The organism is Pseudomonas sp. LBUM1660 (assembly GCF_059695935.1).
On the sequence record NZ_CP166795.1, the window covers coordinates 4,089,848 to 4,110,374 of the forward strand.

Annotated in this window: 15 protein-coding genes, 1 tRNA gene and 2 pseudogenes; 6 read left to right on the top strand and 12 right to left on the bottom strand. The window is 59.3% G+C overall.

Features of this window, described 5'->3' with window-relative positions:
* Window positions 1–205 precede the first annotated feature (205 nt).
* Complete coding sequence (locus ACA068_RS19140) at window positions 206–1,534, top strand: type VI secretion system Vgr family protein (RefSeq protein WP_497303975.1); 1,329 nt, start codon at window positions 206–208, stop codon at window positions 1,532–1,534.
* On the opposite strand, the pseudogene ACA068_RS19145 reads toward ACA068_RS19140, so the two are convergent.
* From ACA068_RS19145 to ACA068_RS19155, 3 genes and pseudogenes are all read right to left on the bottom strand, one after another.
* A pseudogene (locus tag ACA068_RS19145) lies at window positions 1,535–1,687 on the bottom strand (FAD-dependent oxidoreductase); the annotation flags it as partial.
* Window positions 1,688–1,823: 136 nt separating this feature from the next.
* Window positions 1,824–2,447 (bottom strand): annotated as a pseudogene (locus tag ACA068_RS19150) (MFS transporter); the annotation flags it as partial.
* A 169-nt stretch (window positions 2,448–2,616) separates the two neighbouring features.
* The gene (locus tag ACA068_RS19155) at window positions 2,617–3,480 is read right to left on the bottom strand and encodes a LysR substrate-binding domain-containing protein (protein WP_497303977.1); all 864 of its coding nucleotides are present in this window, start codon (window positions 3,478–3,480) and stop codon (window positions 2,617–2,619) included.
* Window positions 3,481–3,595: 115 nt separating this feature from the next.
* Between ACA068_RS19155 and ACA068_RS19160 the strand changes: the two genes are divergently transcribed.
* The 3 genes from ACA068_RS19160 to ACA068_RS19170 all read left to right on the top strand — a co-directional run bounded on the left by ACA068_RS19160 (window position 3,596) and on the right by ACA068_RS19170 (window position 6,396).
* Entirely contained in the window at window positions 3,596–4,705 is a 1,110-nt protein-coding gene (locus ACA068_RS19160) for a 2-aminoethylphosphonate--pyruvate transaminase (RefSeq protein WP_497303979.1), read from the top strand.
* A gap of 125 nt (window positions 4,706–4,830) precedes the next feature.
* Entirely contained in the window at window positions 4,831–5,658 is an 828-nt protein-coding gene (gene phnX / locus ACA068_RS19165) for a phosphonoacetaldehyde hydrolase (protein ID WP_497303981.1), read from the top strand.
* Window positions 5,659–5,847: 189 nt separating this feature from the next.
* Window positions 5,848–6,396 carry a cytochrome b gene (locus ACA068_RS19170; protein WP_497303983.1) on the top strand — a complete coding sequence of 183 codons (549 nt, stop codon included), beginning with the start codon at window positions 5,848–5,850 and terminating at the stop codon, window positions 6,394–6,396.
* Window positions 6,397–6,433: 37 nt separating this feature from the next.
* On the opposite strand, the gene ACA068_RS19175 is transcribed toward ACA068_RS19170, so the two are convergent.
* Together ACA068_RS19175 and ACA068_RS19180 are read right to left on the bottom strand one after the other, a co-directional pair.
* Window positions 6,434–7,360, bottom strand: a complete 927-nt coding sequence (locus ACA068_RS19175) for a 1-aminocyclopropane-1-carboxylate deaminase/D-cysteine desulfhydrase (RefSeq protein ID WP_497303985.1) — start codon at window positions 7,358–7,360, stop codon at window positions 6,434–6,436.
* A 191-nt stretch (window positions 7,361–7,551) separates the two neighbouring features.
* Window positions 7,552–9,591, bottom strand: a complete 2,040-nt coding sequence (locus ACA068_RS19180; protein WP_497303987.1) for an oxidoreductase — start codon at window positions 9,589–9,591, stop codon at window positions 7,552–7,554.
* Window positions 9,592–9,799: 208 nt separating this feature from the next.
* Between ACA068_RS19180 and ACA068_RS19185 the strand changes: the two genes are divergently transcribed.
* Window positions 9,800–10,930, top strand: a complete 1,131-nt coding sequence (locus ACA068_RS19185) for a nitrilase-related carbon-nitrogen hydrolase (protein ID WP_497303988.1) — start codon at window positions 9,800–9,802, stop codon at window positions 10,928–10,930.
* A gap of 3 nt (window positions 10,931–10,933) precedes the next feature.
* Window positions 10,934–11,974 (top strand): AraC family transcriptional regulator, encoded by a 1,041-nt coding sequence (locus ACA068_RS19190; protein WP_497303990.1) that lies wholly within the window; start codon window positions 10,934–10,936, stop codon window positions 11,972–11,974.
* A 346-nt stretch (window positions 11,975–12,320) separates the two neighbouring features.
* Here the strand turns inward: ACA068_RS19190 and ACA068_RS19195 are convergent, their stop codons facing one another.
* From ACA068_RS19195 to clpP, 7 genes are all read right to left on the bottom strand, one after another.
* Window positions 12,321–13,157: a DUF2242 domain-containing protein gene (locus ACA068_RS19195; RefSeq protein WP_497303992.1), complete on the bottom strand. Its 837-nt coding sequence runs from the start codon at window positions 13,155–13,157 to the stop codon at window positions 12,321–12,323.
* A gap of 235 nt (window positions 13,158–13,392) precedes the next feature.
* Complete coding sequence (locus tag ACA068_RS19200; protein WP_497303993.1) at window positions 13,393–15,264, bottom strand: SurA N-terminal domain-containing protein; 1,872 nt, start codon at window positions 15,262–15,264, stop codon at window positions 13,393–13,395.
* A 102-nt stretch (window positions 15,265–15,366) separates the two neighbouring features.
* Window positions 15,367–15,444 (bottom strand) — tRNA-Leu (locus ACA068_RS19205).
* 53 nt (window positions 15,445–15,497) lie between these two features.
* On the bottom strand, window positions 15,498–15,770 hold the full coding sequence (locus ACA068_RS19210) for an HU family DNA-binding protein (RefSeq protein WP_002552737.1): 273 nt from the start codon (window positions 15,768–15,770) through the stop codon (window positions 15,498–15,500).
* A gap of 147 nt (window positions 15,771–15,917) precedes the next feature.
* Entirely contained in the window at window positions 15,918–18,314 is a 2,397-nt protein-coding gene (gene lon, locus ACA068_RS19215; protein WP_497303995.1) for an endopeptidase La, read from the bottom strand.
* A gap of 162 nt (window positions 18,315–18,476) precedes the next feature.
* Window positions 18,477–19,760 carry an ATP-dependent Clp protease ATP-binding subunit ClpX gene (gene clpX, locus ACA068_RS19220; protein ID WP_007946893.1) on the bottom strand — a complete coding sequence of 428 codons (1,284 nt, stop codon included), beginning with the start codon at window positions 19,758–19,760 and terminating at the stop codon, window positions 18,477–18,479.
* Window positions 19,761–19,872: 112 nt separating this feature from the next.
* The gene (gene clpP / locus ACA068_RS19225; protein WP_095167796.1) at window positions 19,873–20,508 is read right to left on the bottom strand and encodes an ATP-dependent Clp endopeptidase proteolytic subunit ClpP; all 636 of its coding nucleotides are present in this window, start codon (window positions 20,506–20,508) and stop codon (window positions 19,873–19,875) included.
* Between the last annotated feature and the right edge of the window lie 19 nt (window positions 20,509–20,527).

The window sequence follows — 20,527 nt, forward strand, 5'->3', positions numbered from 1 at the left end:
AGACATCTATTGGCCGACGCTTTGTGCAAGTTTATACGGCCTAAAGTTGGCAATCGACCAAAAATTCCACGCGGTTCACCGGTATGCCCCATCGACATCGTCACTGACCGTTGTAGGACGATTCTGAAAAGTCGGTTTGCGGTGACTATTAAGGGCCGTGGTTCCGTACCCTCTGCGCCCATATTCCGTGGCAGAAGCGCGTTCGATGCACAACGACAAGGAAAGTCCCTACACCCTGACCCTCCTGGACAGTAGTTTGAGTCTGCAGGTGTTGCAGTTCAGTGGCCGAGAAAGTCTCAACCAGCCTTATCGTTTCGAGATCGAAGTGATCGGCCTGGCACCGGCCATGAATCTTGAGCGGTTGTTGCAGCTGCCGGCGTTCCTGAGCCTGGGGGATGACACCGGCATTCATGGCATCCTGCACACCGCCAGCCGCGAGTATCGTGGCCCGCACCGGGTCGGCTACCACCTGATATTGGTGCCGTGGCTGCAACAACTCGACCGGCACCCCTGCCGTCGGGTATTTCATCAGCTCGGCGTCCCCGCGATTCTGCGCCAGTTGCTCGCCGAAAATGCGATCCCCGAAGACAGCTACCGTTTTGAACTGCCGAACGGGCGCTACCCGGTACGACCGTTTTGCATTCAGTTTGATGAGACCGACCTGGCCTTCGTGCAACGGCTCTGCGAAGAAGAAGGCATCCACTATCACTTCGAACATCAGCGCGACGGCCATGTGCTGGTGCTGGCCGATGACAGCCTGAGCTTTCCCCAGGAACCGCTGTTGATGCCTTTTTACGACGACGCGTCTGATCGCACGAGCACGCCGGTGATCAGTGAGTTGTTCCAGCGCCACGCCTCGCCCCCACTCACCGCATCGCCTGCGCCGCAACAGCTCCAGCGTGAGCAGTCGAGCCGTCGATCGCTTGAACGCCTGCGCTGCCGCCATCGGCAGATACAGGGGCAAAGCAATCACCGTGACATGCGCAGTGGATGCATCGTGCAAGTGTCGGAACACCCCATCCCGAACTTCAACGATCAATGGCTGCTGACCGAGGTCCGGCATCAGGGCCAACAGCCGTCGATTCTCGCCGAAGACACCACCGACAGGGTCCAGCGTTACAGCAATCAGTTCAGTGCAATTCCGTGGTCCACGGTGTTCCGGCCAGCGCTCACACAGGCCAGACCGAGCATTCCGGGTTATCAGAAGGCGCGAGTGCTGGGCCCTGTCGGGCAACCTGCGGTGCTGGATGATCAAGGGCGGATTGAGGTCCGGTTGTGGCCCACCGCACAGGTCGACGACGAGGACTCCACCGGCCTCTGGCTTCCCGTGGCCCTCGCCGCGCCGGACGGTCGGGTCGATCCGTCCTGGCTGCCGCTCGCCGGCACCGACGTGCTGATCAGTTTTCTCGACAGCGACCCGGATCGCCCGGTGCTGTGTGCGACGGCGAGCAACCCGCCATCGCCTCGATGCGCTCGACAGCCACGCAGCGATGGACGCCTGTTGCTGGATTGGCTGGTCAACCGTCCGGACTGATCAGCCCTTGCCTGCCTTGCCTGCCGCCGCTGCGAACCTGGCCAGACGCCCATCCAGATGCCGCGGCCGGCGCCCGTGATCCTCGGCGCGCTCCTTGCAGCGGATGGCGTTGCGCACCATCAGCGAGCCGAGGTAACGAATCGGCTCTGGCGGTACCGTTGGGGGGGTTGAATCCCCGCAGGCCGTCCTTCATCAAGCCCGGTCATCGCCGTGTTCTCGTGAATCCTCACGCCCAGTTGCAAGGCGACCCGGCGCCTGTTCCAGCCAGAAAGGTCTCATCGGTTACTCCTCAGGTACGCAGGGGTTTTACGGTCATTGCCTGGTTCGGCACGAAAGCGCTTTCGACGCGCAGACCCGCCGGACGGCTGTTCCAGTGGGGGATCAGCACCAGGGCGCAGAACAATGCGCAGCCGGCGAAGACGATGAACACAGTGATCGAGTCGAAGTAGCCCGGCAGCAATCCGCCGAGAATCGCCCCGACCGAGCCGCAACCGTTGACGAACCCGGCGGCCGTGGCGCCCGCCTTGGCGGTGCCGAAATCAATCGCTGCCGCACCGCTGATCATCGAATCCGGTCTGTACAGGGTCAGGCCCATGACGAACAGCAGCGCCACCACTAACAAGACGCTGCCGGTGTGCAGAGCGCCCATGAACAACGCCAGGGAAACGGTCAGTGACAACAGACTGATCACGCAGGCCGGCATGCGCCGGGCGCCGAACAGCTTGTCCGAGCCGAGCAGGATCGGCCCAAGCAACCCGGCCGGCTCGAACGCAGTGGGAATGATCGCCGCGCCCACCTTGCCCACCGAGGGCATTTGCTCGAAGACGATCACTGACCCCCAGAGCAGAATCGCTTAGCGCGCCGGTTTCAACAGGAAATACGCCAGGCCCAATACCAGCACTGTGGTGTGCTTGCGCGAGCAGAGTTCGCGGCGGGTGGTGGCGACGTTTCTGGAGATGGTTCGCGAGAGCCTTGTGTAGACAGGGCCGGCCTCATCGCGAGCAGGCTCACTCCTACACTGGATCTCCAGCGTTCACAAAACCCTGTGGAAGCGAGCCCGCTCGCGATGGCCGCGCCGCGGTTTACCTGACGGGCGCCAACTCGAAAAACGCCCGGATCAAACGCAAATCCCGCCGCCGTTCCATGCACCCGATCATGTGCCGGTTAACCAACCCTTCACCAATAATTGGCACCGCCGCCACCCGCGGGTCGTGGCTGACCTCCACCGACGACACCACGCCAACGCCCAACTCGGCCGCCACGGCCTCGGTCACCGCCTCGCGACTGTCCAGCTCCAGCAACACCCTGGGATTAACCGACGCGCTCTCGCAGGCTTCATCGAACGTCCGTCGGGTGATCGAACTCGGTTCCCGCAAGACCATGATCACTTGATCCAGCTCCTTGAGCTTCACGCCCTTGGACGCCTTGGCCCAGGGATGACTTTCCGGCACCAGCGCGCAAATCCGTGATTCGCTCAACGCTTGCAGATGCAGCCCTTTGCGCGGCTCGACCTCGGTCAACACCGCCACGTCGGCATGCTCGGACAATAACGCCCCGAGCGTTTCCTGAGCATTGCCCAAGCGCAGATTCACCGTAATTCCCGGATACCGCGCCCGCAGGCTGGCCAGCATCGGCATCACCATGTGCGGACCGTCCGCCGCCACTTCCAGGCGCCCGGTCAGCAATTGACGATTCGCTTCCAGCAGCACCTGCGCTTCTTCGACCAGGCCGAACATCGCCCGGGTGATCGCCGCCAGCTTGGTGCCCTCCTCTGTCAGCTCCACGCGTCGCGCGGTGCGGCGCAGCAAGGTGATTTGGTAATGCTCCTCCAAAGCCTTGATGTGCCCGGTGACCGCTGGTTGGCTGATGAACAGCCGCTCGGCCGCACGGGTGAAGCTGCCTTCGCGGGCCACGGCGTCGAAGGCTCGAAGCTGGAACAGGTTCATGGATAACTCTCACTGATGGCTGTCATAACAACAAACAATTTGATTGATAGCACCCGAAATTGCAATTTATGTCCCGTAGCGTCATCCCACAGAGAGCTTTTGCGAGGACACAAGAATGAGCACTGCCGAGCCAATCCTGCTCACCCCCGGCCCACTGACCACATCGGCCCGCACCCGTCAGGCGATGATGGTCGACTGGGGTTCATGGGATGACCGCTTCAATCAACTGACAGCCAGTCTGTGCGAGCAATTGCTGGCCATCCTCAACGGCGGCGACAGCCACCACTGCGTGCCCTTGCAAGGCAGCGGCACGTTCGCGGTCGAAGCTGCCATCGGTACGTTGGTGCCCCGCGACGGCAAAGTGCTGGTGCTGATCAACGGTGCCTACGGCAAACGCCTGGCGAAAATCTGCGAAGTGCTCGGCCGCTCCTTCAGCACCTTCGAAACCGCCGAAGACGAACCAACCACCGCTGCCGACGTCGACCGTCTGCTGCACGCCGACGCCAGCATTACCCACGTTGCGCTGATTCACTGCGAAACCAGCACCGGCATCCTCAACCCGCTGCCGGAGATTGCCCACGTCATTGCGCAACACGGCAAACACCTGATCATCGACGCCATGAGCTCCTTCGGCGCGCTGCCGATCGATGCGCAACAGGTGCCCTTCGACGCGCTGATCGCCGCTTCGGGCAAATGCCTGGAAGGCGTGCCGGGCATGGGTTTCGTCTTCGCTCGCAAAGAAGCGCTAGCCAATGCCGCCGGTAACTCCCACTCACTGGCGATGGACCTTTTCGATCAGCACACCTACATGGCCAAGACCGGCCAATGGCGCTTCACGCCGCCCACCCATGTGGTCGCCGCGCTGCACGAAGCCCTGCTGCAATACAACGAAGAAGGCGGTTTGCCGGCGCGGCATCTGCGCTATGCCAATAACTGCCAGGTGCTGCTCGATGACATGGCCAGACTGGGACTGCGCAGCTTCCTGCCCGCCGCAATCCAGGCGCCGATCATTGTCACGTTCCACGCGCCGAAAGACCCGCGCTACCAGTTCAAGGAATTCTACGAACGCGTCAAGGCCAAGGGTTTCATCCTCTACCCCGGCAAATTGACCCAGGTCGAAACCTTCCGCGTCGGCTGCATCGGACACGTCAATCAGGCCGAGATGCACGCGGCCGTGGTAGCGGTCGCCGAAGTGCTGCGCGAGATGGAAGTCCTCGATATCTGAATGAGCAGACACCGCTGATCCTGTAGGAGCGAGGCTTGCCCGCGAATGCAGACGACGCGGTTCTTCAGACACACCGAATTATCGTTCTTCGCGGGCAAGCCTCGCTCCTACAAGGGACACAACATATGAACTACACAAACCCAACCAAACTCCAGGCCGCCATCCTCGACTGGGCCGGCACCGTGGTCGACTTCGGCTCGTTCGCGCCGACGCAGATTTTCGTCGAAGCCTTCGCCGAGTTCGACGTCCAGGTCTCCATCGAAGAGGCCCGCGGGCCGATGGGCATGGGCAAGTGGGACCACATTCGCACACTGTGCGATCAGCCGGAAGTCGCCGAGCGCTATCGTGTCGTGTTCGGCCGCACGCCGACTGACGATGACGTCACCGCCATCTACAAACGCTTCATGCCGCTGCAAATCGAGAAAATCGCCGAGCACTCGGCGCTGATTCCGGGCGCGCTGGACACCATCGCCAACCTGCGTCAGCAAGGGATCAAGATCGGTTCCTGCTCCGGTTACCCGAAACAGGTCATGGACAAGGTGGTCGAACTGGCCGCCACCAACGGCTACATCGCCGATCACGTGGTCGCCACCGACGAAGTGCCTAACGGCCGCCCATGGCCGGCCCAGGCCTTGGCCAACGTGATTGCGCTGGGCATCGACGACGTCGCCGCCTGCGTGAAGATCGACGACACCGTGCCAGGCATTCTCGAGGGGCGTCGCGCCGGCATGTGGACCGTGGCGCTGATCTGCTCGGGCAACGCGCTGGGTCTGGACTACAAAGGTTTCCGCGCCCTGGACAGCGAGCAACTCGACAGTGAACGCAAGCGCATCCACGCGATGTTCGAGGGCTCGCGGCCGCACTACATGATCGACACCATCACCGACTTGCCGGAAGTCATCGCTGACATCAACAAGCGTCTGGCCAAGGGTGAGATGCCGCAAAGTAGCTGATAACGTTTCTTGCTCCATAAAAAAGCGCCAGCTCCGTTTCGGAACTGGCGCTTTTTTGTGTGCGATCACTTGAGCCAGAGCATTGAACGCCCAAATAGCCACAGGCAAATCCACCAAAGCGGATTACAGTTAAAGAACATCGTCGAACAAGAACGGTGCGCTTTAGACCAGACCTGTGAGGAACACCGTATGCCGTGGAAGAACTCCGACTCACGCTACAGCACTGTATCGATCACGCTGCATTGGTTGATGCTGGTCCTGCTGGCCTTGGTTTACGCCTGTATCGAATTTCGCGGGATCTTTCCAAAGGGCAGTGGCGGCCGGACGTTGATCACCGAATCGCACTTCATGCTTGGGTTGACGGTGTTTGTATTGGTTTGGCTGCGACTGTTCGCGCGCAGCCTGGGCCCGGCACCGCAAATCTTCCCTGCCTCACCCCGCTGGCAGACCGTGCTGGCCAAATTGATGCACTGGGCTCTGTACCTGTTCATGATCGCAATGCCGATTCTCGGCTGGCTGGTGACCAGCGCCAAGGGGCATCAGGTGATGTTCTACGGCTTTGATCTGCCATTGCTGATCCCGGAAGACAAAGTACTGGCCAAGCAAATCGAGGGCTGGCATGAGCTCGGTGGCACCATCGGTTACTGGCTGATCGGCCTGCACGCGGCGGCGGGGATTTATCACCATTATGTGGTGCGCGATAACACGCTGCTGCGGATGATGCCCAAGCGTGGGTAAAAACACTGATCCCTGTGGCGAGGGGGCGATGAGTGCTTCAGGTTTTTGAGTTGAAACCCCGGCGGCCTTGCAAGCCACCGGTGTGGACAAAGATCAGGCGTGTGCCCTTTTCAAATGTTCCAGCCTCGACCTGCTGCTTGAGCATCAGCAGCGCCTTGCCGGTGTAAAGCGGTTCGAGGGGAGTGCCCGAAGCCTGTTCGATCTGATCGATGAAACTGAGCAGCGGCGGATCGACTTTGGCAAAGCCACCTCGGCTGGCGTCGAACAATTCATAGGCCACTCCCTGCACACCCGCCTCTCGGACAATCGATCCAACCTGCTGCGCCACACCATGATCGTCGGGCACCGCAAGCGCGCCATACACCGGGTGTTCGCCCGCCTCCGCAAGCGCCAGACCGGCCAGGGTTGTACCGGTTCCGCAGGCCAGCCACCAACCGTCGTAATCACTCCAGCCCAGGTCGCCCAGTCGATCGAGGACCATCGCCTTCAACTGCCTGCAACCCCGCGCCCCCCGCAGACCGCCGCCACCTTCGGGCACCGGATACAGGTCGGGATATTGCGCCTGCCATGGCTGCCAGAAATCCGCGTCATGTCGCGCGCGGTATCCGCCATAACCCAACCAGTGCAACTGCATGCCGAATGCTTGCAAGTCCTTCACCGTTGGCGTTTCTTGCGGATGACCACGCAGCAGGCCGATGGTGGTGAAACCGAAGCGTTTGCCGGCGGCTGCCAGTGCATGCAGATGATTGGAATGCGCACCGCCGAGGCTGATGATGCCTTGGGCACCAATCTGGTCAGCGGCGTTGAGATGTTCGATGAGTTTGAACCACTTGTTGCCGCTGATCAGTGGGTCGATCTGGTCGAGACGCAGGATGGCGACTTCGATGCCGGCGGCGGTGAGCCAGTCGAGGTGCAGGGGCTGGAGCGGTGCCTGGGGTAACCAGTCGTTGGGAGGGAGAAGCATCGATGACGGCTCTCGGGTAAAGAGCCGGCATCTTAGCAGCCAATGTGTGGCGAAGGAGCTTGCTCCCGCTCGGCTGCGCAGCGGCCGCAAAACTGGCGACAGTGATTAACCTGACACACCACGATCGCTGATAGAGGGAGTCCTTCGGACTCCAACGGGAGCAAGCTCCCTCGCCACAGGGATTGAGTTGCTTACAACTCAGCCGCCAGACGCGAACCCTGGTTGATCGCGCGCTTGGCATCCAGCTCCGCCGCCACGTCCGCGCCACCAATCAAATGCACGTTCTGCCCCGCTGCCACCAGACCCTCCTGCAATTCACGCAGCGGATCCTGCCCGGCGCAGATCACGATGTTGTCCACCGGCAGCACCTGCGGCTCACCGGTTTCGCCGATGCGGATGTGCAGGCCTTCGTCGTCGATCTTCAGGTACTCGACGCTGTTGAGCATCTGCACTTGTTTGTTCTTCAAACCGGTACGGTGAATCCAGCCCGTGGTCTTGCCCAGGCCGTCGCCGACTTTGGATTTCTTGCGTTGCAGCAGGAACACCTCACGCGCCGGTGCATGTGGCTCAGCCTTGATGCCGGCAACACCGCCGCGCGCTTCAAGATGCGTGTCGATGCCCCACTCCTTCCAGAACGCGTCGCGGTCCAGACTGGTGGCCACGCCTTGGTGAACCAGGAATTCCGACACGTCAAAACCGATCCCGCCCGCGCCAATCACCGCCACACGCTTGCCCACCGGTTTACGCTCCAGGATCACGTCCAGGTAGCTCAGCACCTTGGCGTTCTCAACGCCAGGAATCGCCGGGGTTCTCGGGGCGATGCCGGTGGCCAGGATGATTTCGTCGTAACCGCCCTCAACCAGCTTCGCCACATCGACACGGGTATTCAGGCACACCTCGACGTTGGTGGTTTGCAGTTTGCGGTTGAAATAGCGCAGGGTTTCGAAGAACTCTTCCTTACCCGGTACACGCTTGGCAATGTTGAACTGGCCGCCAATCTCGCTGGCCGAATCAAACAGCGTCACCGAGTGACCGCGCTCGGCCGCCACAGTGGCCGCGGACAGGCCCGCAGGACCGGCACCGACCACCGCGATTTTCTTGATTTGCTGCACCGGCAGGTAGTTGAGCTCGGTTTCATGGCAAGCACGCGGGTTCACCAGGCAGCTGGTCAACTTGCCGCCGAAGGTGTGATCCAGGCACGCCTGGTTGCAACCGATGCAGGTGTTGATTTCATCGCCACGGCCAGCGGCCGCCTTGTTGACGAAGTCCGGGTCGGCGAGGAAAGGCCGCGCCATGGACACCATATCGGCATCGCCTTCGGCCAGAATCTGCTCGGCCACTTCCGGGGTGTTGATGCGGTTGGTGGTGATCAGCGGAATGCTCACCGAACCACGCAGCTTGGCCGTGACTTTGCTGAACGCCGCACGCGGCACCTTGGTGGCGATGGTCGGGATCCGCGCTTCGTGCCAGCCGATGCCGGTGTTGATAATGGTCGCGCCGGCCTGCTCGATGGCTTTGGCCAGGGTCACGATTTCTTCCCAGCTGCTGCCGCCTTCCACCAGATCGAGCATCGACAGGCGGAAGATGATGATGAAGTTCGGGCCGACCGCTTCGCGTACACGGCGGACGATTTCCACCGGCAGGCGCATACGGTTTTCGTAGCTGCCACCCCAACGGTCGGTGCGATGGTTGGTGTGGGCGGCGAGGAACTGGTTAATGAAATAACCTTCCGAGCCCATGATCTCGACGCCGTCGTACTCGGCTTTTTGTGCCAGGCTCGAGCAGGTGACGAAATCGCTGATCTGCTTCTCGATGCCTTCCTCGTCCAGCTCTTTTGGCTTGAACGGGTTGATAGGCGCCTGAATGGCACTCGGCGCGACCTGTTTCGGGCTGTAGGCATAACGACCGGCGTGGAGGATCTGCATGCAGATCTTGCCGCCCGCCTCGTGCACCGCGCGGGTGACGATCTGGTGCTTGAGCGCTTCTTCCTCGGTGGTCAGTTTGGCCGCGCCGGAGTACACCCCACCCTCATCGTTCGGGCCAATGCCGCCAGTGACCATCAGGCCGACACCGCCGCGAGCACGCTCGGCGAAGTACGCCGCCATGCGTTCGAAACCGCCGGGCTTTTCCTCAAGACCGGTGTGCATCGACCCCATCAGGGTGCGGTTGCGCAGCGTGGTAAAACCCAGGTCCAGCGGGGCCAACAGGTGCGGGTAATGAGCGGCGGCCATTTGTAACTCCACATCGAGCGATCACGGAAAATATGCAGGAGCTCTTCGGCCCCCGTCAGTCATGTTGGACAGACTAAGAGTCGCGACCCTGTCACTCAATGACCGAAACTGACAACTTATTGATCCAAATGTGCAGCGCCCCTTGGCAAGCGCGGGCATGGGCCCTACCCTAAGCGCGAACCCTGCACACGGCTGTCGACTGTTTTCCATGCGCAAACTTCTGTACCTGACTTTCTCCATGGCATTGATTGCCGCCCTCACGACCTACGCCATGTGGGCCGCGGACCGTCCGGTGGGTCATTACCTGTCGGACCTGCGCATCCATCTCGCGGTCGATCAAGGCACGCCCGCCGATCGTGGCAATCTGCTGGGGATCCAGCCCGAGCTGTTTCCCACCGACTATCAAAGCCCCGAACGCCTGCACCGCAAGCTCGCCGCCTATTTGCAGCAGGCCCAGGACCAGGGCTTGCTCAATGAAAAGACCATCGTCGTGTTGCCCGAACATATCGGCACCTGGCTGATGGTCAGCGGCGAGAAAGATGAGCTGTACCAGGCGACCACACTCGAGGAAGCCATGAACTGGCTGGCGGTGAGCAATCCTGTGCAGTTCGTCCGTGCGTTGATCAGCGCCAAGGGCGACAGTCGTCTCGACGACGCTCACTTGCGGATGAAGGCCAAAGGCATGGCCAAGGATTATCAGGCACTGTTCGGTGGGCTGGCGAAGGCGTTCAACGTGACCCTGGTGGCCGGCACTATCGTGTTGCCCGAACCGAGCATCGTCGACGGCACGCTGAAAGTCGGCCGCGGTGCGTTGTACAACAGCAGCGTGGTGTTCGGTCGCGACGGTGTGCCGATCGGCCAGCCGCAACGCCAGATGCATCCGGTCTTTGCTGACCATGACGTCATCAAGGCCAATGGCGCGCATACGCTCAACGTTGTCGACACACCGGCCGGACGCTTGGGCGTACTGATCGGCAGCGACAGCTGGTACCCGGACAACTACCGCAAACTCGACGCTCAGGGCGCCCACTTGGTGGCTGTTCCCGCGTATGTCGTCGGCCGCGACACCTGGGACAAACCGTGGCGGGGTTACAAGGGGCTGTCGACGCCCAGCTCCGTCAGCCTCAAGACCGGTGAACTCAGTGAAGGCCAGGCCTGGCATCGCCTGACACTGACCGGCCAGCCGCCCAGCAGCCAGGCCATTGCCGGCATGAGCGTGTTCCTGCGCGGTCAGTTCTGGGACAAGGGCAGCGCAGGCCAAAGTTTTCTCAGCAACAACGGGCAGCAGTTCGCCGACGGCAATGCCCGTGGCGCGCGTTTGCTGAACCTCTGGTTGTAACCCTTGAAACCGCTGCCGATGCGCCTTGGGGATCTGTCGGTGGGCTTTGTTCATAGCCTGGCCGACGCCGTGCGCAGCCACGGTGTGGACCCGCAACCGTTGCTTGAGCAATACGGCCTCGATGCCGCGCGCCTGGCCGAAGCGGGGGCCAGGTTGTCGATCCCGCGCTACATGCGCCTGGGCCACGGAGCCATTCAACTGACCGACGACCCGGCGCTGGGTTTGCGCATGGGCCAGCTCAGTCGACTGAGTCAGGCCGGTCTGGCCGGAGTCACCGCAGCCCAAGCGCCGACGGTCAGGGAGGCGGCGCGCTGCCTGATTCGTTTTGAAGCCTTGTATGGCTCCAACTACCGAGGTCAATCGAGCTTTCATGAAGACGCTCAGGGCGCGTGGCTGCGGTTCTATTCCATCAGCCCTTACAACGCCTACAACCGCTTCGTGGTGGATTCGATCATCGCCGGGTGGCTGCAACAATTGTCCAGCGTGAGCCCTACCCCGCTTCGCGCCGAACGAATCGAGATTGAATTTGCCGAACCCGATTACCGTGACGCGTATGCCGCGCTGGGCGATTGTCCGATTCAGTTCGGCGCCGAACAGAATCAACTGCGCCTGAGTCTGGCCAGCCTCGCCCAGCGCAACCCGGAGCACTGCCCGAGTACCTGGCGACACTTGCTGCAACTCTGTGAACGGGAACTGGAGCAACTGACACGCACCCGCAGCCTGCGTGAACGCATCACTCAGTTGCTGGGGCCATTGCTCAATGGTGGCCGGGAACCCGACCTGGAAGAAGTGGCGGCACGCCTGAAGCTGCCGACCTGGACCTTGCGTCGCAAACTCGCCGAAGAAGGTACGCAATTTCGCGCCATTCTCAATGACACGCGCCGCGACCTGGCCATGACTTACATTCGTGACACGGAACTGGCGTTCGGTGAAATCGCCTACCTGCTGGGTTTTGCCTCAGCCGAAGCGTTCCAACGCGCCTTCAAACGCTGGAACGGCCAGACCCCCGGCGAGTTTCGCCGCAGCCATCGCCAATCCGCATAAGGCTTACAGCTCTGTAGCGTCTTCTGATGGCTCCAATGGGTCCAGTTCAAACGCCTGATACTCGAGCAGCTCTTCTTGATACTCGTCCATCGTGAAATCCCCCTACCGCTCGTTTAAAAAATGCCTGAATAAATGACCAGCGCCCCGAGCATAAAGTGCCCGCGTGAAAGAAAAATGACGCAGGCACGCCGTTCAGCGGCTACTTATAAAACGTAGCAGGCGGTCAGGAATTTATCACAGGATTTTTTCGATAGAGGCTGCAGGACTGCAGCCTGGTTGACGCGGATCAATCCAAAAGCCATTTCGGGAACGGTGTCGTCTGACAAGGTCCCGAAATGTATATCGATTACTGGCTGGTGCCAGGCATGGCCGAAATAGGCTCGCTCGGTGGCGGCAGGCTTGATTGCGGCGGTGGCGTAACGGTTTCCGGGGACGGAGCCGGTTCCGGGTTTTCAACCGGGGTGATCGGCGCTGTTTCAGGCGGTGGTGCGACTGGCTCCGAGGCAGCGGGGGCTGGAGCAGGTTCAACCACAGGCGCGGGCGCGGGCTCCGCAGCAGGTGCCGGCGTTGGGGCTAAAGGCGCCGGAGCAGCCTTGGCTTCAGGCATGCCCAGGTCGGTCTTGGGTTTCTCGGGGATGTGTGCAGCCTTTTTCGCTTCCGGCGGCAGGAACAGCTCCACCAGCGCAAAGAAACGCTCGTAGAACTTGGCCGACGAGACGGTTTCGCTGGCAACCTTGACCATCGAATCGTCGGAGGAACCGATCGGCATCGACACCGAACCCAACACGCCCACACCCACACTGGCGGAGTTATTGGTTTTCTTCAGTGCATAACGGTCCTGCAGAGCGTTGGCGAACATGGTCGCATGATGCCCTTCGCTGCCATCATCGGCACAGACCACACTGAAGCTGATCTCCATGTGGGTCTCGCCGGTCTGCTGGAAGCTCTTGTGTCCGCTGACCAGTTTCGGGTCGGCGCTGGTGATGATATAGCCCTGGCTGAGCAACGCCCGACGGGCGGCTTCGCAGGTCTGCGCATCGGTCACCGGGTAATTGCGCGAAAACGTCCCGGAGTCATCGAAGTTCTCATGCTCATAGATGGGGGCTTTCTTCGACGAGCAACCGGCAGCAACGGCCAGCAACAGCGCCAGCCCGGCAACACGCATGGGAATTGATTTAAACATTGAACATCCTGAGGAAAACGGTCCGGGGCGTATTGTGCAACAGATCGATGCTTAGCGGAGCATCGATTAGTGTCTTAAAACATTTACAAGTCTACTGACTGTCAGTTACGGGAAAAAGTCCCGCACGGGCCCCGATCAAATGTCCCCTGTGGGAGCTTCCAATCCCGAATCGCACGCATAAAAAACCCCGGCCTTTCGGCCGGGGTCTTTATGGAACGGGCAATTCAATCAAGCATCAGAAACGCTTGATCTCGGCCTGGCTTTCCAGCTGTTTGCGGTAAGCGGCAAAGTCTTGCTGGCCAATGCGCGAGGCGAGGAAGCGACGGTACTGGGCCTTCTCCTCTTCGGTCGGCGCGGCGGCTTCGTTCACGCCGTTCAGGCGCACGATCACCAGGCTACCATCGGCCAGGGTCACGCTGCTGAAAGTCGGCTTGTCCTTGGCGACAGGTTTTGGCATGCGGAACAGCGCTTGTAGCACGGTTGGGTCAATCCCTTCCTGAGCGCGAGTAGCCGCTTCAGTCACTTTCCAGTTCTGACCGTCGATCGCCTTGTTCAGCGGGGTCTTGCCATCGCGCAGGCTGGCGATCAACTCATCAGCCTTGGTCTTGGCGGTAGCACTGGCGTGCTCCTTGGCCAACTGCGCACGAATGCTGGCATTGACGCTTTCCAGCGGCAGTTGCGCAGGCTTCAAGTGTTCCTTGGCGCGCAGCACGATCACGGTTTCCGGGTCCAGCTCGATGGCGGTGCTGTTGGCACCTTCATCCAGCACTTCAGGACTGAACGCCGCGGTGATCACGGCACGGTTAGCCGACACACCTTCGCCACCCTCGCGGCCGAACGGCTTGGAGGTGTGGACAGTCAGCTTCAGGTCCTGCGCCGGCTGAGCCAGATCGGAGGACTCAAACGAGGAGTCTTCCAGTTGCTTGGTCGCCTCGACGAAACGCTGCTCGACCTGCTGGGTTTTCAGCTCGCGGGTCAGCTTGTCTTTCAGGCTGGCAAGCGTCGGCACTTCCGGTGCTTCAACGCCCAACAGTTTGATCAGGTGGAAACCGAAGTCAGTGCGAACCGGTGCCGACACTTGATCCTTGGCCAACACATATAGCGCGGTTTCGAATGCTGGGTCGTAGACGCCAGGGCCTGCGTAGCCCAAGTCACCACCGTTGTTCGCCGAACCCGGATCCTGGGAGAATTCCTTGGCCAGTGCCTCGAACTTCTCGCCTTTGGCCAGACGTGCCTGAACTTCTTCGATCTTGGCCTTGGCTTGCGCTTCGGTCACTTTATCGTTCACTTCGATCAGAATGTGCGCAGCCCGGCGTTGCTCGGACAGGTTCGCGATTTCTTTCTGATACGCCGCTTGCAGGTCTTCGTCCTTGACGGCGACCTGATCAAAGAAGGAAGACTTCTTCAATTCCAGGTAATCGATGACAACCTGATCCGGCGTCATGAATTCCTTGGCGTGTTCGTCGTAATAGGCCTTGACCTCATCGTCGGTCAGCTTCACCGCTGCCGGGTCAACCTTGACGTTCAGGGAAGCGAAATCGCGGGTCTGTTTTTCCAGACGGGCGAATGCCAGAACCTGTGCGTCGGTGACGAAACCGCTACCCGCCAGGCCAGCGCGCAGCTGACCGATCAGCATTTCCTGAGCCAGCATCTGGCGGAATTGCATGCGGCTGTAGCCGAGTTGACGAATCACCTGATCGAAGCGCTCAGGACTGAACTTGCCTTCCACCTGGAATTCAGGCGTTTGCAGGATCACTTGGTCCAAGGCCGCTTCGGAGAAAGCGAATTTCGATTCTTCTGCGCCTTGCAGCAGCAGTTTGCGGTCGATCAAGCCTTTGAGAGCCGATTCGCGCAGCATTTTTTCGTCGAGCAAGGAAGCGTCGAAATCCTTGCCCAGCTGTTGCATGAGCTGACGGCGTTGCATATCGACCGCCTGGCTCAGCTCGTTCTGGCTGATTTCTTCGCCGTTGACCTTGGCCGCATCATTACGACTGGTAGTGGCCTGAAAAATGGCGTCGAAACCGGTCAAAGCCATCAGTGCAACGATGACCCCGATAATGGTCTTGGCAATCCAGCCTTGTGAATTGTCCCTGATATTCTGCAGCATGCGTCCCCCAGAAACGGTTGAACTTCAAAATTAGGCAACCGTGGAGCGTGGGTAGAATCCGGATAGAAGAAAGGCGCATCCGAGGATGCGCCTTCTCGTAACTGGCGGAGCGGACCAAGGGTTCGAACTTGCGACCCTCGGTGTCTCGGACCGGCAACTTGCCGACTGGACTACCGCTCCGCTGCCAGGTCAGGCATGACCCCGACCCGGATAGGCAAAAACCTGAAACGAACTTAGTTGACAGCTTCTTTCAGTGCTTTGCCGGCTTTGAAACCTGGTTTTTTGGCTGCTGCGATTTCCAGCGTCTTACCGGTCTGTGGGTTACGACCAATGCGAGCTGGACGATCGGTAACGGAGAAGGTACCGAAACCAACCAGAACAACAGAGTCGCCAGCCTTGAGAGCGCCAGTGACGGATTCGATTACAGCGTCCAGCGCACGGCCAGCAGCAGCTTTCGGGATATCAGCGGATGCAGCGATAGCATCAATCAGTTCCGACTTGTTCACTCTAAGTCCCCTTATATCTATTTGAGTATGATTCTAAGTTTTTTGGTGAAAGCAAAAACGAGTGCTGAATGGCCTACAGACACTTAAGAGCCGCTTTATAACAAGGGCTCTAAAAAGCTGTCAACAAGCCACTCAGGCAAATGCGTACTAATGCGTGCTAATTCTTTCCTTAGAGTCAGACTCGCGTTTTTCATCCTTTGCTACTATCTCTGGAACCACATCAGGCAGCGGTTCCGGCGCGTATTGCAGCGCAATTTGCAGGACCTCGTCAATCCATTTAACCGGTTTAATCTGCAGATCTTGCTTGATATTGTCAGGAATTTCCTTCAGATCGCGCACGTTCTCTTCAGGAATGATCACGGTCTTGATTCCTCCACGGTGTGCAGCCAGCAGTTTTTCCTTCAAACCACCAATTGCCAACACCTGGCCACGCAGGGTGATTTCGCCTGTCATGGCGACATCCGCACGCACTGGAATCCCGGTCAATGCCGACACCAGGGCCGTGCACATGCCTACGCCGGCGCTAGGGCCGTCTTTCGGGGTCGCCCCTTCCGGCATGTGGATGTGCGTATCGCGCTTCTCGTGGAAGTCCAGGGGGATCCCCAGGCTCTTCGCACGGCTGCGCACAACGGTTAGCGCGGCAGTGATCGATTCGACCATCACATCACCCAGCGAACCGGTCTTGATCAACTGGCCTTTACCCGGCACAACAGCCGCTTCGATGGTCAGCAATTCGCCACCCACCTGGGTCCAGGCCAACCCGGTCACCTGGCCGATCTGATCCTGCGATTCGGCCAGACCGTAGCGGAATTTGCGCACACCCAGGAAGTGTTCCAGCATCTCGGCAGTGACCTTCACCGAGAAGCGTTTTTCCAGTGCGTGCTCTTTGACCGTCTTACGGCAAACCTTGGCAATCTGGCGCTCCAGCCCACGCACACCGGCTTCGCGGGTGTAGTAGCGGATGATGTCGCGGATCGCTTCGGCGTCGAATTCCAGCTCGCCTTTCTTCAAGCCGTTGGCCGTAATCTGCTTGGGCGAAAGGTATTTGACGGCGATGTTGATCTTCTCGTCTTCGGTGTAGCCCGGCAGACGAATCACTTCCATCCGGTCGAGCAGCGCCGGCGGAATGTTCATGGAGTTCGAGGTGCAAAGGAACATCACATCGGACAGGTCGTAGTCGACTTCCAGATAGTGATCGTTGAAGTTGTGGTTCTGCTCGGGATCGAGCACTTCCAGCAACGCCGACGCCGGATCGCCACGCATGTCGCTGCCCATTTTGTCGATTTCATCGAGCAGGAACAGCGGGTTGCGGACGCCCACCTTTGTCATCTTTTGAATCAATCTTCCTGGCATCGAACCGATGTAAGTCCGGCGATGACCACGGATTTCCGCTTCGTCACGCACGCCACCGAGGGCCATACGGACGAATTTGCGGTTGGTGGCGTGAGCGATCGACTCTGCCAGCGAGGTTTTACCCACCCCTGGAGGACCGACCAGGCACAACACCGGACCGCGAATTTTCTTCACGCGTTTTTGCACCGCGAGGTATTCGAGGATCCGCTCTTTGACTTCTTCCAGACCGTAGTGGTCTGCATCGAGAATGTCTTCTGCGCGCGCAAGGTCCAGGCGCACTTTGCTCTGGGCCTTCCACGGCACCTGAACCAGCCAGTCGATGTACGAACGCACCACCGTCGCTTCCGCGGACATTGGCGACATTTGTTTCAACTTGTTCAGTTCACCCTGGGCTTTGGCCAAGGCATCTTTCGGCAGGCCGGCAGCATCGATGCGCTTTTTCAGCTCTTCGATTTCGTTGTGGCCTTCGTCACTGTCGCCGAGCTCTTTCTGAATGGCCTTCATCTGCTCATTCAGGTAGTACTCGCGTTGGCTGCGCTCCATTTGTTTCTTGACGCGACCGCGAATGCGTTTTTCGACTTGCAGCAGATCGATCTCGGCATCCAGCAACGCCAGAACGTGCTCGACCCGGGCCGACAAATCGATGATTTCGAGGATTTCCTGCTTCTGTTCGATCTTCAGGGCCATGTGCGCAGCCATGGTGTCGACCAGGCGACCTGGCTCGTCGATGCTGTTGAGCGACGAGAGGACTTCCGCCGGGACTTTCTTGCCCAGCTGCACATATTGTTCGAACTGAGCCAGCAGGCTGCGGACAAACACTTCCGACTCGCGCTCAGGCGCGTCGACTTCGTCGATCAGCGAGACTTCGGCACGGCAGTGGCCGTCCACTTCGATGAAGCGCTCCACGGCGCCCCGCTGCTCGCCTTCGACCAGAACCTTGACCGTGCCGTCAGGCAGCTTGAGCAGCTGCAGAACGGTAGCAATTGTACCTACGCGATAAAGTGCATCTTCACCGGGATCATCGTCAGCAGGGTTTCTCTGAGCCAGCAGAAGAATCTGCTTGTCGCCCGTCATCGCAGCCTCGAGGGCTTCGATGGATTTCTCGCGCCCCACGAACAGCGGGATAACCATGTGCGGATAAACCACAACATCACGCAATGGCAGGAGAGGCAATTCGATGGTTGTCTTCATGATTTCGCCTCTACGGCGGCCATATGGCCGTAAACAGATGGAAGTAAGCTTGAAACCAAGATGGGGGCTGCTTTGAAAAAAAACAAGCGCAAAGAGGGTGTTAAAAACGCTTTAAAAGAAAAGGGGCCCGAAGGCCCCTTCTTTATTCCAGCTGCCTGACGCTTAAGCGTCTGGCGCAGCCTTGGCAGCCGGCTCACTGTTTTCGTAGATATACAGTGGCTTGGACTTGCCTTCTATAACACTTTCATCGATCACTACTTTACTCACCTCGGACTGCGAGGGGATTTCATACATCGTGTCGAGCAATACACCTTCGAGAATCGAACGCAGTCCACGGGCACCGGTCTTGCGTTCCAGGGCACGTTTGGCGACCGATTTCAGCGCGTCGGCCCGGAATTCCAGGTCCACACCTTCCATCTCGAACAGCTTGGCATACTGCTTGGTCAGTGCATTTTTCGGCTCGGTGAGAATCTGCATCAACGCAGCTTCATCAAGCTCGTCCAGCGTGGCAAGGACCGGCAGACGACCGACGAACTCCGGGATCAGACCGAACTTGACCAGATCGTCAGGCTCGACTTCACGCAGGGATTCACCAACCTTCTTGCCTTCTTCCTTACTGCGCACTTCCGCGTTGAAACCGATGCCGCCCTTGGTGGAACGGTTTTGAATAACCTTTTCCAGACCGGAGAACGCACCACCGCAGATGAACAGGATGTTACGGGTGTCAACCTGAAGGAATTCCTGCTGCGGATGCTTGCGACCACCTTGCGGCGGAACGGAAGCGACCGTGCCTTCGATCAACTTGAGCAGGGCCTGCTGCACGCCTTCACCGGAAACGTCTCGGGTGATCGACGGGTTGTCAGATTTGCGCGAGATCTTGTCGATCTCATCGATGTAGACAATGCCCATCTGGGCTTTTTCTACGTCGTAATCGCACTTCTGCAGCAGCTTCTGAATGATGTTCTCGACATCCTCACCCACGTAACCCGCCTCGGTGAGGGTGGTTGCATCGGCGATGGTGAACGGAACGTTCAGCAAGCGGGCCAGTGTTTCGGCAAGCAGGGTTTTACCCGAGCCTGTCGGGCCGATCAGCAAGATGTTGCTTTTGCCAAGTTCGACGTCGTCATTCTTTTTGTCACGCTGGTTCAGACGCTTGTAGTGGTTGTACACCGCTACGGCCAGAACCTTTTTTGCACGCTCCTGACCAATCACGTACTGATCAAGGATGCCGCTGATTTCTTTAGGCGAAGGCAATTTATGCGCGCTGCTTTCGGCCTGGGCTTCCTGCACCTCCTCACGGATGATGTCGTTGCACAGGTCGACGCACTCGTCGCAGATAAAGACCGAGGGGCCGGCAATCAATTTGCGTACTTCATGCTGGCTTTTGCCACAGAAGGAGCAATAGAGCAGCTTGCCGTTGTCCTCGCCGTTGCGGGTGTCAGTCATTCGTTCGATCCAAATCCGATAGGCTTGCAACACAAGATGAAGGCTATTGCGGGCTTTTTCAAGCCCGCTAGTGATCAGACCAGCCGACCAAGCCTATTTTGAGCTGCTTATTTTAAGCTGGGCGCTGGGCGATCACTTCATCGATCAACCCGTACTCACGCGCGGCCTCTGCACTCATGAAGTTATCGCGATTGGTGTCGCGCTCGATTTCTTCAAGAGTGTGGCCGCTGTGCTTGGCCATCAGCGTGTTGAGCCGCTCACGAATGAAGAGGATTTCCTTGGCATGGATTTCGATATCCGAAGCCTGGCCCTGGAAACCGCCCAGTGGCTGGTGAATCATCACGCGCGAATTCGGCAGGCAATATCGCTTGCCGGCGGCACCGGCCGTCAGAAGAAAGGCGCCCATGCTGCAGGCCTGACCGATACAGGTGGTCGATACGTTGGGTTTGATGAACTGCATGGTGTCGTAGATCGACATGCCCGCTGTCACCGAACCGCCCGGGGAGTTGATATAGAGATGGATGTCCTTGTCCGGGTTTTCCGCTTCAAGGAACAGCAGTTGCGCACAAATCAGGTTGGCCATGTAGTCCTCTACCGGGCCAACCAGAAAAATCACTCGCTCCTTGAGAAGGCGCGAGTAGATGTCATAGGCGCGCTCGCCACGAGCAGACTGCTCGACAACCATCGGGACCAGGCCGCCAGCGGCCTGGATATCAGAGTTCTGCTGAATATACGAATTACGGAACATGCTCTGCAGTCACTCCCAA

Coding starts and splice junctions, on each gene's coding strand:
- ACA068_RS19140 (WP_497303975.1), top strand. CDS start 206: ATGCACAACGACAAGGAAAGTCCCTACACCCTGACCCTCCTGGACAGT.
- ACA068_RS19155 (WP_497303977.1), bottom strand. CDS start 3,480: ATGAACCTGTTCCAGCTTCGAGCCTTCGACGCCGTGGCCCGCGAAGGC.
- ACA068_RS19160 (WP_497303979.1), top strand. CDS start 3,596: ATGAGCACTGCCGAGCCAATCCTGCTCACCCCCGGCCCACTGACCACA.
- phnX (WP_497303981.1), top strand. CDS start 4,831: ATGAACTACACAAACCCAACCAAACTCCAGGCCGCCATCCTCGACTGG.
- ACA068_RS19170 (WP_497303983.1), top strand. CDS start 5,848: ATGCCGTGGAAGAACTCCGACTCACGCTACAGCACTGTATCGATCACG.
- ACA068_RS19175 (WP_497303985.1), bottom strand. CDS start 7,360: ATGCTTCTCCCTCCCAACGACTGGTTACCCCAGGCACCGCTCCAGCCC.
- ACA068_RS19180 (WP_497303987.1), bottom strand. CDS start 9,591: ATGGCCGCCGCTCATTACCCGCACCTGTTGGCCCCGCTGGACCTGGGT.
- ACA068_RS19185 (WP_497303988.1), top strand. CDS start 9,800: ATGCGCAAACTTCTGTACCTGACTTTCTCCATGGCATTGATTGCCGCC.
- ACA068_RS19195 (WP_497303992.1), bottom strand. CDS start 13,157: ATGTTTAAATCAATTCCCATGCGTGTTGCCGGGCTGGCGCTGTTGCTG.
- ACA068_RS19200 (WP_497303993.1), bottom strand. CDS start 15,264: ATGCTGCAGAATATCAGGGACAATTCACAAGGCTGGATTGCCAAGACC.
- lon (WP_497303995.1), bottom strand. CDS start 18,314: ATGAAGACAACCATCGAATTGCCTCTCCTGCCATTGCGTGATGTTGTG.
- clpX (WP_007946893.1), bottom strand. CDS start 19,760: ATGACTGACACCCGCAACGGCGAGGACAACGGCAAGCTGCTCTATTGC.
- clpP (WP_095167796.1), bottom strand. CDS start 20,508: ATGTTCCGTAATTCGTATATTCAGCAGAACTCTGATATCCAGGCCGCT.